This is a genomic window from Paenibacillus sp. LHD-38, assembly GCF_031157315.1.
Taxonomy (GTDB): domain Bacteria; phylum Bacillota; class Bacilli; order Paenibacillales; family Paenibacillaceae; genus Pristimantibacillus.
On sequence record NZ_JAVIFU010000018.1, the window covers coordinates 81,339 to 97,831 of the forward strand.

Sequence of the window (16,493 nt, forward strand, 5' to 3'; positions counted from 1 at the left end):
GTTTCTACTGATGAGACAGCCTTGATTATAAAGATGAAAGACAGCGCTTACAAATAACTGGGGTTTTGAAGCCATGACAAGTCGAAGGAGGGAAACTCCTTCCGTAAGCGTTCCAATTCCATTGAATGGAGGAAATATACATAATGAAATCCGTACCAGCCTTATCAAGAATGCTCCTGGCCTTTCTAATCGTATTTTCCAGCGTTGTGCCGGCCTTTGCTTCTGCGGCGGAGGAGACTCCCATTGAACCGCCGGTTTCGCAGCCGTCAGCCGTGTTGTTCGAGGATGATTTCCAGGACGGAAATACGACGGGGTGGACGTTAAATAACGCATCTATTTTGACCGTTGCGAATGATCCCGCGAATGCCAGCAACAAAATGTTAAACGTAAGCAGCGGAGATGAAGCGATTGCTTCCATTGATAGCAGCTTAGGCAGCAACTATATTTATGAGGCAAAAGTTAAGAAGGTTGCCAGCGGATCTTTCCCGGGCATCGTTGCCCGTTACACGGACGCGAACAACTATTACTTGTTCCAATTAGGCGACGGCAAGTTCTCGCTCTCCAAAAAAGTTGGCGGAACCGTTACGACGCTTCTTGACTATTCGGCTGCCGTTACGGCAGGCCAGTGGTATACGATGCGCTTGGTCGTCGAAGGAAGCGTCATTAAAGGGTATGTCGACAATAAGCTGATCGCGCAGGTTACGGACACTTCCCTAACCTCAGGCAAAGCGGGCTTCCGTTCCAGATGGGAGAAGTCGGGCCTGGATGATGTTCAGCTTCGGAGCCTTGCCAATCCGGTGCCTGCGGCTCCCGCAAATGTGCAGGCGGTAGACGTAACGTCCACGGGTGCAACCATTACGTGGGAGAATACGGTAGGAGCATCGACTTACCGCGTCTATCGCTCGACGCAGCCGGATGCCAACTTCGCGCAGGTGTACAGCGGAACGGAGAAATCCTTCACGGATACGGGCCTTGCTTCTGGCGTGACTTATTATTACCGGGTTTCCTCGGAGCTGGATAAATATGAAGCAGTGGCGCCTACGCTCAGCGTGACGACGATATTGGTATTGCCAGCATCGCCGGCATTGCTGCCGGGCATCATTGCAGCCTATACGTTCGATGAGTCCTCCGGGACGACCGCATCGCCGCTTGCCGTAAGCAGCAATCAGACGAAAGCTAATCTGGTGAACGGAGCGGCTTGGACGACAGGCCGGACAGGCGGAGCGGTTGATCTCGACGGCGTCAACGATCACGTTACGCTGCCAAACGGCATTTTAAACGGATTAAACGATATGACGATTACGACTTGGGTAAAGCAGGATACGCTCAAGAAATGGGGACGTATCTTCGATATCGGCCTCGGAACTAATAATTATATTTTCTTAACGGCAAGCACGGACGGCGACGCAAGCCGGTTCGTATTCAAGAACGGCGGCAGCGAGCAGTATGCAACGGTTAGCCCGGCACAGCAGACGGCTAACGAATGGGTGCATTATGCGGTTACGCTGTCCGGCAGCACGGCGACGCTGTATGTAAATGGAGGGGAGGTTGCGCGCAACAACAGCGTGACGATCCGGCCAAAGGATCTCGGCAACACGACACTCAATTATATTGGCCGCTCGATGTTTAGCGCGGACCCGTATATGGATGCCAAGATCGACGATTTCTATGTATTCAACCGCAGTCTCGGACCTGCTGAGATTGCATTGTTCACTGCGCCTGAAGATACCGCTAAGGTAGCGGCTGACAAGGATGCTTTGACGCTGGGCGATACGAGCGCGGTTATGTCGGATTTAAAGCTTCCTGCACATGGGGCAAGCGGGACGAAAATCACTTGGGAATCGGCTAACGCAGCGGTTGTTAGCTCGAGCGGTGTCGTAACCCGTCCAGCGCTCGGCGAACCGGATGCGGAGGTTGTACTGACTGCCACGATAAAACGAGGCAATGCGACCGATGTAAAAACGTTCACGGTTCAGGTGCTGGCACAGCTGTCAGATGAGGATGCGGTGGCGGTTGATAAAGACGCACTTACGGTTGAGCATGCCGATGCGGTAACAGCTAAGATCACGCTGCCGAAAGCCGGCGCGAATCAGACCGTCATCAGCTGGAAATCCGATTATCCGGTGAATCTCAGACCTGATGGCATGGTCAGCCGTCCGGCAATAGGCCAGGGTGATCTGGATGTGAAGCTGACCGCAACGATCTCGCGGGGCACGGTTTCCGAAACGAGAGAGTTTACGGTGACTATTTTGGAGCAGGATGCATCTTCCGGGTACTTGCTCGCGTTTAAGAAAACCGTATCGGGCGTAGATACGCTGTATTATGCGGTGGGCCGTAACGGCAGAACGTGGACGGAGCTTAGCAGCAACGCAGGCATTACGGATCTGGCTCCGCAGAACATTTTCAAGCTGATTTCCGAGGACAAATGGTACAAATATGAGTATGCGAACGGTGCTTGGTCACTGTACTCCAGCACAAACGGAACTAGCAGCTGGACGAAGGATTCGGCGAGCGTTACACTGCCGGCAGGTGCGATATCCGGCAGCTTTAAGACGATTACGGAAGCGGAGTGGAGCGAGCTGGTAAACCGCTTGTCTACGCCAAGAACGCTTGATGTACTTAAAGTGTCGACGAAGGTTGGCTTTGCGCCAAGGCTTCCCGAGCAGGTGAAGATCGACTACACCAACAATTTGTATACAACCGTGGAAGTGGAATGGGATGCCATTGACGCGGCTAAGTATGCGGCAGCGGGCTCTTTTACAGCGGCAGGTACCGTTAAAGGCGCAAGCACGCGCGTGCAAGCAGCGGTCACTGTCATGAGCGATAATGCAAGCAGCGGCACCATTCGCAACGGCGAATTCTGGTATGACGACGAGGGCGGCATGATTCAGGCGCATGGCGGCCATATCATTAAGGTCGAGGATACTTACTATTGGTTCGGTGAGGATAAGGGCCATAATTCAGCAGTGCTGAAGGGCGTATCGATCTATGCTTCCAAGGATTTGAAGTCATGGGAGTACCGCAACACGGTGCTGACGCCTGCTGCCCATCCGGAGCTGGCATCTGCTAAGATAGAGCGTCCTAAAGTGCTCTATAATGCAAAAACAGGCAAGTACGTCCTATGGGGACACTGGGAAGAGTCCGGCAACTATAACCAAGCGAATGTCGTGGTCGCGGTATCCGACACCGTCGACGGTGACTATACGTACGTGAACCGGTTCCAGCCTGGAGGCATGCAGTCCAGAGACTTCACCGTATTCCAGGATGATGACGGTCAGGCTTATCTATTCTCCTCTTCGAATAATAATGCCGATATGAATATTTTCCGTCTTACGGATGACTATCTGTATGTCGATGAGTTCATGTATACCGCATTCCCGGGCGGAAAGCGCGAATCCCCGGCTATCGTGAAGAAGGATGGAATCTACTACATGTTCACCTCCGGCTTATCGGGCTGGTATCCGAATCAGGGCATGTACGCAACAACAACAAATCTTGCTGATAAAAATGCATGGTCGCCATTGAAAAAGTTCGGGGACCCGGCAACATTTTACACGCAATCATCCTTTATCGTAAGCGTGTACGGATCGGATACGACATCCTATGTTTATGTGGGAGACCGCTGGACTCCGACCGCACTAATGGAATCCCAATATATTTGGCTTCCGCTGCAATTGGATAACGGATTGGCGGAGCTTACGTATTCGGGAGAATGGGATTTAAATGCGGCAACGGGCCGCTTCGAGACGCCTAAGGATTTGATTGTATCGCAGGGCAAGCCAGCAGTAGCAAGCTCTGAGGCAGCGGGATACGGGGCATCGGCTGCGAATGACGGCAACTACGATACTTATTTTGACTCCGGCAGCACTTCCTTTCCGACGACATGGCGGGTTGATTTGGAGCGGGAGTATGATCTCAGCCGAATCGATTTGAGCTGGAGAGAGTGGAATGGCTCAGAGGTTTATTACACCTACAAAATCGAGGGCAGCAATGATGATCAAACCTATACGGTTCTAATCGATCAAAGCGCGAATCGGACGCCTTCCTTCAACAGCCATAAGCTGGCTGGGAAATACCGTTATGTGAAGCTGACGATTCTTGGGCAATACGGTCACACGAACAACGCGAATAACTTGGTTACCTGGTACAGAGGCTTGCATGAGCTGAAGGTATTTACCTCGGATATGGCGTTGGCAGCGCCGCAGGGATTAACGGCTGAGGCGGTTCAATCTTCGGCAGATTCATCCAGCATCAATGTTAGCTGGCAGGCGGTGCCGAATGCAGCGTCTTATACGCTTTATCGTTCGGATCGCTTAGACGGCGAATATACGCAGGTGTACAGCGGAAGAGCAGCCGCTTATGAGGATCTTGGCGTTTCCTCTGGCAATACGTACTATTACAAGGTAAAGGCGATTCACGCTGGCGGCGGGTCTGGGCTGTCGGAGGCTGTCAGGGCCAAAACCTTTGTTGTGCCGGCATCATCCATTACTTTCGATAACCGCAACAACATTTGGTACGATACGGACGGCAATGTTATGCCGATCGGAAGCTACCTTAAAGTAGGGGATACCTGGTATTACTATACGACGGTAGGAGACGGCTTCCGCTTCACGGATATGATCGTCTATACATCGAATGACTTCAAAAGCTGGACGCTGCAGGAGCAGGTGCTGCTGAGCGATGAATCGCATGTAGAGCTCACGGCAAGCAAGCTGGAAGCGATGAGCGTCATTTACAACCAATCTACCGGTAAATACGTCGCTTGGTTCCACTACGAGAATGCAGTGGATTATACGGTGGCGAGAGTTGCGGCAGCTGTATCGGATTCGCCGACGGGACCTTTCGTGTTCCAAGGCAGCTTCCGTCCGCTCGGCAATGATTCCAGGGATCTTACAACCTTCGTCGATGAAGACGGATCGGCTTATTTGATCTCATCAACGAATACGAATTCGGATCTGAAGATGTATAAGCTCTCCAGCGATTATTTGACGGTAGATGAATCCGCGGGAGCGATCATAATCTATACCGGCAAGCATCGCGAAGCGCCTGCCATGGTGAAGCATGACGGTATATACTTCCTGTTCTCCTCTGGAGCGGCAGGTTGGCGGCCTTCGCAAGGAACGTACTCAACCGCAACGTCAATTACAGGACCTTGGACGGAGCCGCAAAAGATCGGCAATGCTTCCACGTTTGGCGGACAATCTGGCGGCGTGCTGACGATTCAAGGGACGGAAACGACCTCTTATATCATTATGTCGAACCAATGGAAGCCTGCCGACCTTAAGCTATCGAAGCGCGTTTGGCTGCCGATCAGCTTTAGCGGAACGACGGCATCCTATGACTATGCGGATCATATTACGGTAGACCCTGCAACAGGCATCGTAGCTGCAATAACCGATGGGCAGCTTCTATCCGCAGGCAAACCTGCAACTGCAACGGATTGGAGCGGCGTGAATCGCCCGCAATACGCGAACGACGGCGATTACACGACGAGCTGGGTCGGCGAAAATAATACGTGGCCCAAATGGTGGCAGGTCGATCTGGGCAAAGCCTACAGCCTGAGCAGTATCCAGATTTCCTGGTTCCTGTACAACGGTTCCGAGGCTTACCACAAATACAAAGTTGAAACGAGCATGGACGGCGTACATTATACGGTCGCGCTCGATCAGATGGAAAATACGCGTTACGGCTTTACTTCGGATGTCCTTTCGGGTTCCGCAAGGTATGTTAGAGTTCAGCTGGTGGATGCGGTGCTTCACAACAATCCAAGCAACTGGTACACGCCTCAGCTTGGCGAAGTGAAGGTGTACGGACATGAAATTAACGCGCCTGTACAGCTGGCTGCCAGTGACGTAACGAAAAGCGCTGCGACGCTGTCATGGAAACAGATTCCGCAAGCAGCAAGCTATAATGTGTATCGCTCCGGTACGGTGGACGGAACCTATGTCAAAGTGAATGATTCTGGTATTTTGACGAATGCGTATACCGATACAAGCTTGGCTGCCAATACGGCCTATTATTATAAAGTTTCAGCTGTGTATGGCGGCGTGAATGAATCGGCATTATCCGATAGCGCTACGGTGAAGACGAAGGAGCTTCCGGCAGGTGTGCCGGGCGGTATGCAGGCAGTCGAGACAGATATTTCTTCGGTGAAGCTGGCATGGGAGCCTGCCGGCCAGACTGTGACGTACAACGTCTATCGCTCGGATGCAGCGGATGGCGTATATGTCAAAATCAACGTGGATGAGCTGGTTGAGCCGTCGTTTACCGATACGGGACTCCGAGCAGACACAACGTACTATTACAAAGTATCAGCGGCTAACAGTGCTGGCGGATCCGAGCTCTCTTCGGCATTGCAGATAAAAACCAAAGCAGCAGAGCCGGTAGACCCTGGAACGCCGACGAACCCAGGTAATAACGGCGAATCCGGCTCGAATGGTGATTCGGTTCAGGTTGTCGAAGGCAGTATTTTGGTCAAAACCTCTGTGGATGCAAATGGCGTGTTGCATGCCAGCGTGACAGAGGCTGACTTGAAGAAAGCATTGGAAACAACAACATCCGCTACGCTGAACATTAATGTTCAACCAAGCGTTGGAACCGTGAATGGCGGAGCAAAGGTAACGATTCCTGTTCAGCAGCTGCTGAACGGCTCGCAAGGCATCACTCAAGTCGCAGTGACCGCGGGTGATGTGACGGTTTCCTTTGGTACGGCAGGTTCCGCAGGCATTTTGACGGGAGGCTCTCAGCAGGTTGAAGTGGCTGTAGGTCAGGTGGATGCTTCGGAGCTGCCTGAGAGCGTGAAGAAAAAAGTGGAAGGGTATCCGGTGTTCGACTTTACGCTCAGTGTAGATGGCAAAAAGGTCAGTAATTTCAATGCAAGCCAGCCTGTTACCGTCGAGATGAAATATACACTCCAGCCAGGCGAGAAAGCCCATAAAATCGTTCTCTATTACATTGGCGATGACGGCAAGCTAGAGGTCGTACGCAATGTGCAGTACGATGCGGCTTCAGGCATGATTAGCTTTAAGCCGAAGCACTTCAGCCGGTATGCGGCAGGTTATGCGAATGTTGCCTTTACCGATCTTCAAACAGCAGCATGGGCGCAAACAATGATTGAAGCCTTGGCTGCAAGAGAAATCGTTCGCGGGACTGGCGAAGGTATTTTTGAACCAGCCAGAGCGGTAACGAGAGCAGAATTTATCCAGCTGCTCGTAAGCTCGCTCGGACTTCTTGATGACCAAGCAAGCAGCAGCTTCAGCGACGCGAAAGAAGGCGCTTGGTATTACGCGGCAGTCGCTTCCGCAGAAAAACTCGGTATCGTAAAAGGGAAATCGGACGGCTCCTTTGGCGTCAACGAATCCATTACGAGAGAAGACATGGCGGTCATGCTGTCCCGAGCAGCAGTCCTTGCCGGCATTAGCGGCAATGGATCAGGGGCAGGCGCTGAGGGGCAGGCCTTTAATGATCAAGCCGCGATTTCAGCCTATGCGGTTGACGCGGTAGATGCGATGCAGGAGGCCGGCTTCATCAATGGCTTCACGGACGGAAGCTACCAGCCTAAACAGCACACTACTCATGCGCAGGCTGCGTCCGTTATTTTCAAATTGCTTAAGCTGTAAATTCGAGGCTTTAGATGATAGATGGCAGATCATCCTTCAATGGAGGGTGATCTGTTTTTTTGTTTTCGACGTGATAGTGGATATACAGGAAACGGTAGTTTTAGCTTAGTGGGCTTTCATAGATCGAGGAGTGGGGGACGGGATGGGATGGTGACTTGATGGTGCCTTGATGGTGCCTTGATGGTGCCAAGATGATGCCAAGATGATGCCAAGATGATGCCAAGATTATGCCTTGATGGTGGCTACGCTGCAGTTTGTACAATAGAAAGGGGATGGGGGGAGCATTTAGTGGGCTACGCTGTAGAAAATACAATAGATTTAACCGGATTGGATCATATTGCCGAGCGAAGGCATCATTCTATTGCACAAACTGCACTGTACATCTCCGGGCTCGGCTCAAACGCCTCTTCTGCTGTACAAAGTGCAACGTAGATAAAGGTAGTTCAGCTGCTAGAGTGGAAAAATCGTAAATTAGCTGCTGGATCTGTGGGGGGGAGGCGGCGGATATTGGAGTAACCAAAATGATCTGTATGCGATGCTTGGTGCTGTATTAGTTGGGAGTAGGTTGGCTATTGGAGTAACTAATTGATCCGTAGCGATGCTTGCTACTGTATCTGTGGGATGGAGGAATGGCTATTGGAGTAGCTAAATTGATCCGTATGCGATGCTTAGTGCTGGAGCTGTGGGGATGGAGGTTGGCTATTGGAGTAACTAATTGATCCGTAGCGATGCTTGCTACTGTATCTGTGGGATGGAGGAATGGCTATTGGAGTAGCTAAATTGATCCGTATGCGATGCTTGGTGCCGTATCAGTTGGGAGTAGGGTGGTTATTGGAGTAACTATACTGATCCGTAAGCGATGCTTGGTGCTGTATTAGTTGGGAGTAGGATGGTTATTAGAGTAACCAAAATGATCTGTATGCGATGCTTGCTGCTGGATCTGTGGGGATGGAGGATGGCTATTGGAGTAACTAAATTGATCCGTAGCGATGCTTGGTGCTGTATTAGTTGGGAGTAGGATGGTTATAGAAGTAACTATATTGATTCTAGCGATGCTTGGTGCTGGATCTGTGGGGATGGAGGATGGTTATTGGAGTAACTAAATTGATCCGTGAGCGATGGTTGCTACTTTATCTGTGGGGATGGAGGATGGTTATTGGAGTAACTATATTGATCCGTAGCGATGCTTGGTGCTGTATTAGTTGGGAGTAGGATGGTTATTGGAGTAACTATACTGATCCGTAAGCGATGCTGCTACTGTATCTGTTGGGGAGTAGGATAGCTATCAGAGTAACCCAAATGATTCATATGCGATGCGTACACCTGTGCAGCGGTATGGAGCAGGTACGAAGTGCTTGCTGTAAGCCTTATTTTGCTGCTGAAATTGTACGGGGAGAGTGAGGAAAGAGTGGTTGCTTTGTGGATGGGCACCGGAGTCGTATCTATGTCCAATCGGCGCTATAATAGAAGAAAAGAATCTATAGGAGTTAGATGCTGGAGCGCTGCGCGCGATGAGCGACGAGAGCGTGCCATAGCATGACTAGAGGGTTACCTTCGTTTTTTTGCAACGTGAGAGCTATATGGGAATGAAGCGGTTTAGGATTACATGAGCTATGGGAGAAGAAGGGAGGTTGCCTGAATGAGCGGACTGATCGATTGGCTGCGTAAGGGCTATGGGAAAAAGCTCGTTTCGCTTCATGCTTGGAACGGCTGGATTGTGGTGATTTTGGCATTGACCGGGCTTATCCTGATCGGCGGCTTCTGGCGCGGTTTTCTAGGCGAGGGCCGGGTTTGGATCAAGTGGGCCCATATTGTTGTCGGCATTGCTTCTATTTTGCCAGTCGTCTACTACCTGCTGCTTGCGGGGAAGCATTGGAAGCAGCTGAAGCAAAAGCCGTGGCAGCGATTTAACGTGCTTGTGGTGCTTGGATTATTGCTGGGATGGTTCGGCTCAGGCGTGCTTTTGTGGCAGTTTAGGGCAGTAGGGCCAGGCGTTTCGAATGTCGCGTTAGTCATCCATGATCTGTTAACGTGGATCGGTCTGCCTTATATCATTTACCATTCCGTCACGCGGGTCAAATGGCTGAAAGAGCCGAATCGACGGACGATCAAAAACGAACAACAGAAGGATGCCGACGTTATCCATCCAGCGGGGGCGCCACAGGCTGTGTATACGCGTAAAACGTTCATTCGCGGCGCGATTGGCCTCGGTCTCGCGGTCACGGTAGGGCCTTCTTTTCTAAAATGGATCGGCACCTCGCTAGGAAGCGTAGGCGGAAGCGAAACCATCGATAAGCTTATCGAAAAGGATACGAATATGCTGCTTCCGGCACCGCAGCCGCTTCCGGCCTCCACTCCGCCGCTTGGGGGAGGCGCAATCGGGCAATTCCGTGTTTATACGGTAACGCCGATTCCTTCTTTTACAAACGCGGATTGGTCGTTTACGATAGACGGGCTCGTGAACAAGACGTTTAAATGGGATTGGGAGCAGTTTGTGGCGCTGAAGCGCACGGTACAGGTGAGTGATTTTCACTGCGTGACCGGCTGGTCGGTGTACAAAAATACCTGGGAGGGCATACCTCTCAAAGAGCTGCTTAAGATGGCGGGCGTGCAGTCTGGCGCGGAAACGGTAAAGCTTTACTCGGGAGATGGCGTCTATACGGATACGCTGACGCTTGAACAAGCGGATTTGGACGACGTTATGGTTGCCGTTATGCATGACGGCAAGCCGATACCGAGTGATCTCGGCGGACCCGTCCGGCTTATCGTACCGAAAATGTATGCCTACAAATCGGTGAAATGGTTGAATCGGATCGAGCTGATTAAAGGCGAGCATGTGGGCTATTGGGAAGAGCGTGGATATGCGAATGACGCATGGGTGTAGCTATCCTTTGATGATGAATATGTAAACCCACCTTCATACTTAGTTTTAGTGATATGATGATAAAGACTGCTAAGCAAATGGGCTTTATTTTATCAAAAAATAGCGATGGGGAAGGTGCTGCTGGTGAGTAAAACGAGCATTTTGCATCAGACGTTTACGCTGGAGCTGGAACCGGATGTGTTTATTAAAGGCGATATTAGGGTGAAGGAAGAGGGAGGACGCATGCCGGTCCTCCTTTTTGCGCATGGCTTTAAAGGGTTCAAGGATTGGGGGTTCTTCCCTTATGCTTCTGAGCGGTTCGCGCAGCAGGATTTTGCGGTCATTACGTTTAATTTCTCACATAACGGCGTGAATGAGCAGGACTTCGACGAGCTGGAGAAATTCGGCCGGAACACCTACTCGCAGGAGCAGAAGGATCTTTCTGCCGTACTTGCAGCTGTGTTGGAGGATAGACTTCCGTTGGTGGAGCAGCTGGATAAGGAGCAAATTCTCTTGGTAGGGCATAGCCGCGGCGGAGGGAACAGCGTGCTGTTCGCAGCGGAGCATCCTGAAATACGCGGTGTCGTGTCATGGAACGGCATAGCGAATGTGAATCTATTCGGCGAGGAGTTCCGCAAACAGGTTTTGCAGGATGGCGTAGGTTATGTAGCTAATGCCAGAACGAAGCAGGAGATGCCGATCAACGCTGTATTTTTCGAGGACTTGGATCGAAATCGGGAGCGCTTCGACATTACGGATCGAGCCGCGTCGCTGAAGACACCAGTGCTGTTCATTCAAGGGCTGCAGGATTCAGAGCGGCTGCTTGCGGGCTTTCGCTCTTTGAAGGAGGCTGCGCCTCATCATCGCTTTGCGAAACTGGAAGGAGCGACACATACTTTCGGGACGGTGCATCCTTTTGCAGGAACGACGGATGATTTGGAGCGGGCGATTGCCATTACGGGTGCTTTCTTTGCTCCGCTGCTGGAGAGGCAATCGAATCAGAATTAATAATATAAAATGTTAGGGGAGCTAAGCATTATGACTTATTATCAAAAAGCAGACTGGGTGCTGGAGCAATTGGGCAAGGAAGGCACGGTTATCGTCGATGCACGTTATGCGTTAAACGATACCGAAGCGGGCAAAAGGGCGTATGCTGAAGCGCATATTCCAAGTGCTTATTATGTAGATTTAAGCCATGACCTTTCGGGTCCAAAACGTCCGAATGGAGAAGGCGGACGCCACCCGCTGCCGGAGCCGCAGGCGCTGGCTGCTGTTTTTGAGCGAATGGGTATCGGTCAAAATACGACGGTCATCGCCTACGATGATCATGGCGGCGCGATGGCCTCCCGCTTGCGCTGGCTGTTGCAGTGGCTCGGGCATGATGGGCAAGTCTACCTGTTGGAGGGCGGATTTGCCGGCTGGCAAGCAGCCGGTCATCCGGTTAGCACGGAATTTCCTGCTTCGGCGGAAGGAGTAACCTTCATGCCTGCCGTTCAGGAGGACATGCTGGTTAGCCGGGATGAAGTTAAGGCACGTATCGGCAAAGCCGGCACCGTGCTGATTGATTCCAGAGAAGCCCCGCGCTACCGCGGCGAGGTCGAGCCGCTTGATCCGGCGGCCGGACATATTCCAGGCGCGATCAACCGCTTCTGGAACGAGGGCAAACGCGCCGACGGCAGCTGGAAGTCGCCCGAAGAGCAAGCCGAGCGCTTCGTAGGCTTGTCGCAGGAAGACGAAATCATCGTCTACTGTGGCTCAGGCGTGACGGCTACGCCGAATGTTTTTGCTTTGCAAGAAGCGGGGTTCCGCAATGTGAAGCTTTATGCGGGGAGCTGGAGTGATTGGAGTTCGGACTTCTCTAACTCCATCGCCACCGGAGACGAGTAAGAGCCGAGAAGCCCCGTCGGACGGGCATTCTGAGTACATCACCACTTGAGGCGAGTGCCTTTGGCGATGTATTCAGCGGGGCTTCGAGTCAACACGAAATCAACAATCGCTCACTGAAATCGCTTTCATGAATGGCAAACCCGAGCGTGCGCTCGTATGCTTTTGGATACGTCGTACAGCGCGCCGAGCATGCAGGCCCTCGACGCTGTACGCACACAAAGAAGGCCGGTAGCCCCTCCTCGTGGGAGTGGCTAACCGGCCCACTTTACGTAGAATAAGACGTTACTTCAAAGTATTTCACGTGTTAATTTAGGCATCGAGTCAACAGCTTTCCCACCGCTACAAACCAATCAACAGAAAATCAACGATTGAACTTCAAATGGATGTTGCAGAGAGCGGTTTGAGGAGGTTAGGACATTAGGAAAAGATGCGATGAAGTTCGAGATTAGCGAAAGTTGTATAGCTAAGCGTAGACTTTAAATAATATATACATAGGCCAAATGACATGCTATATTCATTTAGAAGTTGTTGGAATTTTTTTGGCTATATTTGCGAAGTTCGTAAATATTATGTTAAGCGAAATTCTCGAAAAATTATTAAGTAAAGAAATCAAGAAGTATTGGAGAGATACTTTTGAGAGATTTAATAGATGAGATCAAAATGTATGGACTATTACATAAAGATGTAATTTCAAAATTGATTCATAAAAAATACTACTACCAATCTTCTGAAACTTATGCAAACACTTTATTCAACTTGAGGGATGTTAAACAAGCAAACAAAATTTATTGGGAAGAGATCTTATTGAGAGCTCATTTTGCATCCGTGACAAGTATAATGCGAAACGAAAAATGGTTAAGTGGAATAATAATGTCAATTGAAACTAATAATTTCATCGTATTTTCAGCATCACTAAGAGGATTTTTAGAGTCTGTAACTGATAGTTGCTATTCACTTAGTTCCCCCTTTGACTTCACAAATAATTATAAAAACATAAAACAAGCTGTGGATGGTAATTTAAGCAAATATCTTATATCTCAAGAATTAGAAGAGAAGTTAATTCATTTTCAATTTGCTGCCAAATCGGACAAGAGTGGTATAAAACACAATCAGCCTTTATCTGCTACTGATTATATTAGGATGTTTGACCAACATAGTGATATAAACACAAAAAAATTATATTCAAAACTCTGTGAAGTTGTTCATCCAGCACATGACTCAATATCTTATTTTAAAACAAACGTTAGAGAAACTGAGAACTTTGAGTATTCAATTACAAAAAACACTCAAGATGATTTACATATTGAAATAATAATAAGTGAATATAGAGACGTAATTTCAAACTTACTTAAATTGTCTTTGAGCACACCGTTTATCTATTTGAAAATTTTAAATCTGTTCGAAATTGATTTAGTACAATCTGAATATATAGATTCTTGTATTTTTAACAATCTAATAAATGAAGATGTTTGGATTGAGGTACTGGGAATGGTGAGAAAATCTTATGAATTATGACATAACAAGTTGAAAAAATAAATTTTGAAAGTAAATCGATGAGGCATTTCAGGTATCGGGGGAGCGGGATCAGCCGGACACATCCGACTGTCGTCGGAGGTCGTGAACACAAGAACGTTATACGAAAGAATCGGAATATCATTAAGAAATCATCATAATTACCTAAGGGGGATAATTTTATGATAAACGTTAAAGATCGATTTTATGACAGTTCGAAAGAAATCTCCTTTCTTAATCATTTAGACGATAGAGACGATACATTTTGGCAAGCTTTAAATTATCTCGCGATACTAAATGAAGAAAAATTCAAAGAAGAAGATTTATACTTCCATCACGCTCGATATTTTATTATTTCAAGATTAATAAATCATATAATCGCTAGTTACCAAATGCTAAAAATGGGATTAGAAGACGAGAGTTCGATTATGCTTAGGCAAGCTTTTGAACTATCTTGGCTACTCAAATATTTTATTAATAATCCTATGAAAGTTAAAAAATGGGTGGTAAAAAAGAAATTAAGAATTACTCCTTTAGAAAGAAGATTATCGACTGATAATAATTCTACCTCAGGAAAAATATATGACGATTTAAGCAATATTGTACATTCAAATAGTAATTCCATTTGGGGTTCTTGTATTGGAGGAATGCATAATTCGTGGATTACGGATAGATTATTTGGACTATTAATGACAATAATTAATGATGTTATTGAATATTTTGAAGAAATAGTTTCACTGTTTGACATTAGTATCAGTAACAGTGAACTTATTCATATGAAAGAAGCAGTAATAAACAGAATCGGATATTCCATTTACGAGACTAGTTATCTTCTTGATTCTGAAAGTACGGTAAATAAGTTGAAAGAACTAGGTGAAGATGACGTAATTAGGTATTTAGAAGAGAGTTATGAAATTGTCGAGTAATAATTTGAATGCGTATTTGAGAAGTCGATTCCTTCGTATAACATCATATTCATGCTTCGGGCTATTCGGCTCTTGGTCTGCAGAGGAATCTCGGGAAAGTAGATTCAGAAAACAACTCTATACTGGCTAAGTCTGACGACCCGCACTACACGCTTAAGCCGGTGAGGGATTGTGAACAACAACGTTAGACGTAATTTGACAAAAGAAAGGGAAAAGAAAACATGGAAGAAAATACACGAGAACCCAACTGGCGTAGTAATGGGGCTATCTTTATAGTATTGAAGTCTTTTAATGAAATTATTAGTTTGCTTCGACAACACGAAGAAGAAGAGTCCGAAATTAAAGATAAGTTAAATAATCATTTTATGAGACACATCGATGACATACACTCTGATGATGCTATGATCGCGTTTTGTGAGATAAACAATAAATTATGGAATCTCGAAAGTAATATTAAATCGTCTTGCGATGCGGTCATACTGACAAGTTGTATCGATATAGAAGCAAGGGTAAATATGTTTTGTTTCAACAATATAGGAGAGGTTACAACGGAGGCGATTGAGACATTGTCGCTGGTAAATAAACTTGAGGTTGCTCATCGAATATTAAATATTCCTCAATTAGTAGGTACACAACAATACACAGCGTTCAAGGAATTAGTTTCTTGGCGTAATGCTTACGCTCATGGGAAATGTACGGATATGAATACAAAATCACTTAAAAAGAATCATTTAGAAAGTCCCGAGAGATATCCTGACTATATTGATTCGGTAATTATCCTAACTAAACAATCTAGTAATTATCTATATGTTTTGGATCATTTAAGAAAAAGAAGCAAACACCCTCAAACAAGTGGAAAGTTAACTCAACATGAAGAAATAAGAGAACTGAATAAAGAACTGAAGAATATATTGCGGGCTATTACAAAGAAGCGATCAAACATCGTCTAACACTATATTCACGCAGCGTCGCTTTCGCTCATTGGTTAGAGAGGCCAGGAAGTGAAATCAGCCAGACAACTCTGTACTGGTTGATTCCATAGCACCAAATGGCCGGAATCCCACAATTAGGATTCCGGCTGTTATTGTTTTTATTCTAAGCTCTTATTATTGTATTATTTCTCGTTTCTAGTATGACATTTAATTCCTCAGCTGCTTTGTAATCGACTCCGTAAGTATGCGAGTATCGATCCAAAGTTATGCCAACGCTTGAATGTCCTAGTCTTTCGCTTACAATTTTAGGATTAATGTCCTTAAGAATCAGCAGGCTAGCGTGGGTGTGACGCAGATCATGGTACCGGATTCTAGGTAGCCCGGATTTTTGCAGCATATCACGCCAACGAGATTCAAAGTAACATGGGCTTATAGGGCAACCAGCTTTGGTCTGCGTTACAAGACCGTGGTCGTTGTATTTGGCTCCAGCGGCGAGCTTATCTTGAGCCAGCAGAACTTTCTGTTTCTTAAGAGCGTCGATTGTGATTTGTGGGAGCGCTATGGCGCGTATACCAGCTGTTGTTTTGGGTTCCTGAAAGATATGACCTTTCTCACCGCGCGTGTACGACTGAACTATTGTGATCGTCCCCTTGGCAAGATCTACATCTTCCCAGCGAAGGGCGATAGCTTCGCCTCTACGTAAGCCACAAGTAGCTGCCAGCAAGATAATCATGTAGTATCGATATTGTTTAGC

8 protein-coding genes are annotated in these 16,493 nt (G+C 47.8%); 7 read left to right on the forward strand and 1 reads right to left on the reverse strand.

The window, feature by feature from the left end; translation table 11 throughout:
- Nucleotides 1-143: 143 nt before the first annotated feature.
- The 7 genes from RCO25_RS16975 (at nucleotide 144) to RCO25_RS17005 (ending at nucleotide 15,757) form a co-directional block, all read left to right on the forward strand.
- Complete coding sequence (locus RCO25_RS16975) at nucleotides 144-7,619, forward strand: immunoglobulin-like domain-containing protein (protein WP_308997327.1); 7,476 nt, start codon at nucleotides 144-146, stop codon at nucleotides 7,617-7,619.
- Between the two features lie 1,639 nt (nucleotides 7,620-9,258).
- A complete protein-coding gene (locus tag RCO25_RS16980; RefSeq protein ID WP_308997328.1) occupies nucleotides 9,259-10,503 on the forward strand; it encodes a molybdopterin-dependent oxidoreductase in 1,245 nt (414 codons plus the stop codon).
- A gap of 123 nt (nucleotides 10,504-10,626) precedes the next feature.
- Nucleotides 10,627-11,490 (forward strand): alpha/beta hydrolase family protein, encoded by an 864-nt coding sequence (locus RCO25_RS16985; RefSeq protein WP_308997329.1) that lies wholly within the window; start codon nucleotides 10,627-10,629, stop codon nucleotides 11,488-11,490.
- A 30-nt stretch (nucleotides 11,491-11,520) separates the two neighbouring features.
- The gene (locus RCO25_RS16990; RefSeq protein ID WP_308997330.1) at nucleotides 11,521-12,369 is read left to right on the forward strand and encodes a sulfurtransferase; all 849 of its coding nucleotides are present in this window, start codon (nucleotides 11,521-11,523) and stop codon (nucleotides 12,367-12,369) included.
- A gap of 633 nt (nucleotides 12,370-13,002) precedes the next feature.
- Entirely contained in the window at nucleotides 13,003-13,884 is an 882-nt protein-coding gene (locus RCO25_RS16995; protein ID WP_308997331.1) for a hypothetical protein, read from the forward strand.
- 179 nt (nucleotides 13,885-14,063) lie between these two features.
- A complete protein-coding gene (locus RCO25_RS17000) occupies nucleotides 14,064-14,807 on the forward strand; it encodes a hypothetical protein (RefSeq protein WP_308997332.1) in 744 nt (247 codons plus the stop codon).
- Nucleotides 14,808-15,028: 221 nt separating this feature from the next.
- On the forward strand, nucleotides 15,029-15,757 hold the full coding sequence (locus tag RCO25_RS17005) for a hypothetical protein (protein ID WP_308997333.1): 729 nt from the start codon (nucleotides 15,029-15,031) through the stop codon (nucleotides 15,755-15,757).
- Between the two features lie 145 nt (nucleotides 15,758-15,902).
- Here RCO25_RS17005 and RCO25_RS34860 read toward each other — a convergent pair whose 3' ends face one another.
- Nucleotides 15,903-16,472 carry a site-specific integrase gene (locus tag RCO25_RS34860; protein WP_374992123.1) on the reverse strand — a complete coding sequence of 190 codons (570 nt, stop codon included), beginning with the start codon at nucleotides 16,470-16,472 and terminating at the stop codon, nucleotides 15,903-15,905.
- Nucleotides 16,473-16,493 lie beyond the last annotated feature (21 nt).

Bases quoted from the DNA above. Each gene is read 5' to 3' on its own strand.
- RCO25_RS16990 (WP_308997330.1), top strand. From the start codon at position 11,521: ATGACTTATTATCAAAAAGCAGACTGGGTGCTGGAGCAATTGGGCAAG.
- RCO25_RS34860 (WP_374992123.1), bottom strand. From the start codon at position 16,472: ATGATTATCTTGCTGGCAGCTACTTGTGGCTTACGTAGAGGCGAAGCT.
- RCO25_RS16980 (WP_308997328.1), top strand. From the start codon at position 9,259: ATGAGCGGACTGATCGATTGGCTGCGTAAGGGCTATGGGAAAAAGCTC.
- RCO25_RS17005 (WP_308997333.1), top strand. From the start codon at position 15,029: ATGGAAGAAAATACACGAGAACCCAACTGGCGTAGTAATGGGGCTATC.
- RCO25_RS17000 (WP_308997332.1), top strand. From the start codon at position 14,064: ATGATAAACGTTAAAGATCGATTTTATGACAGTTCGAAAGAAATCTCC.
- RCO25_RS16975 (WP_308997327.1), top strand. From the start codon at position 144: ATGAAATCCGTACCAGCCTTATCAAGAATGCTCCTGGCCTTTCTAATC.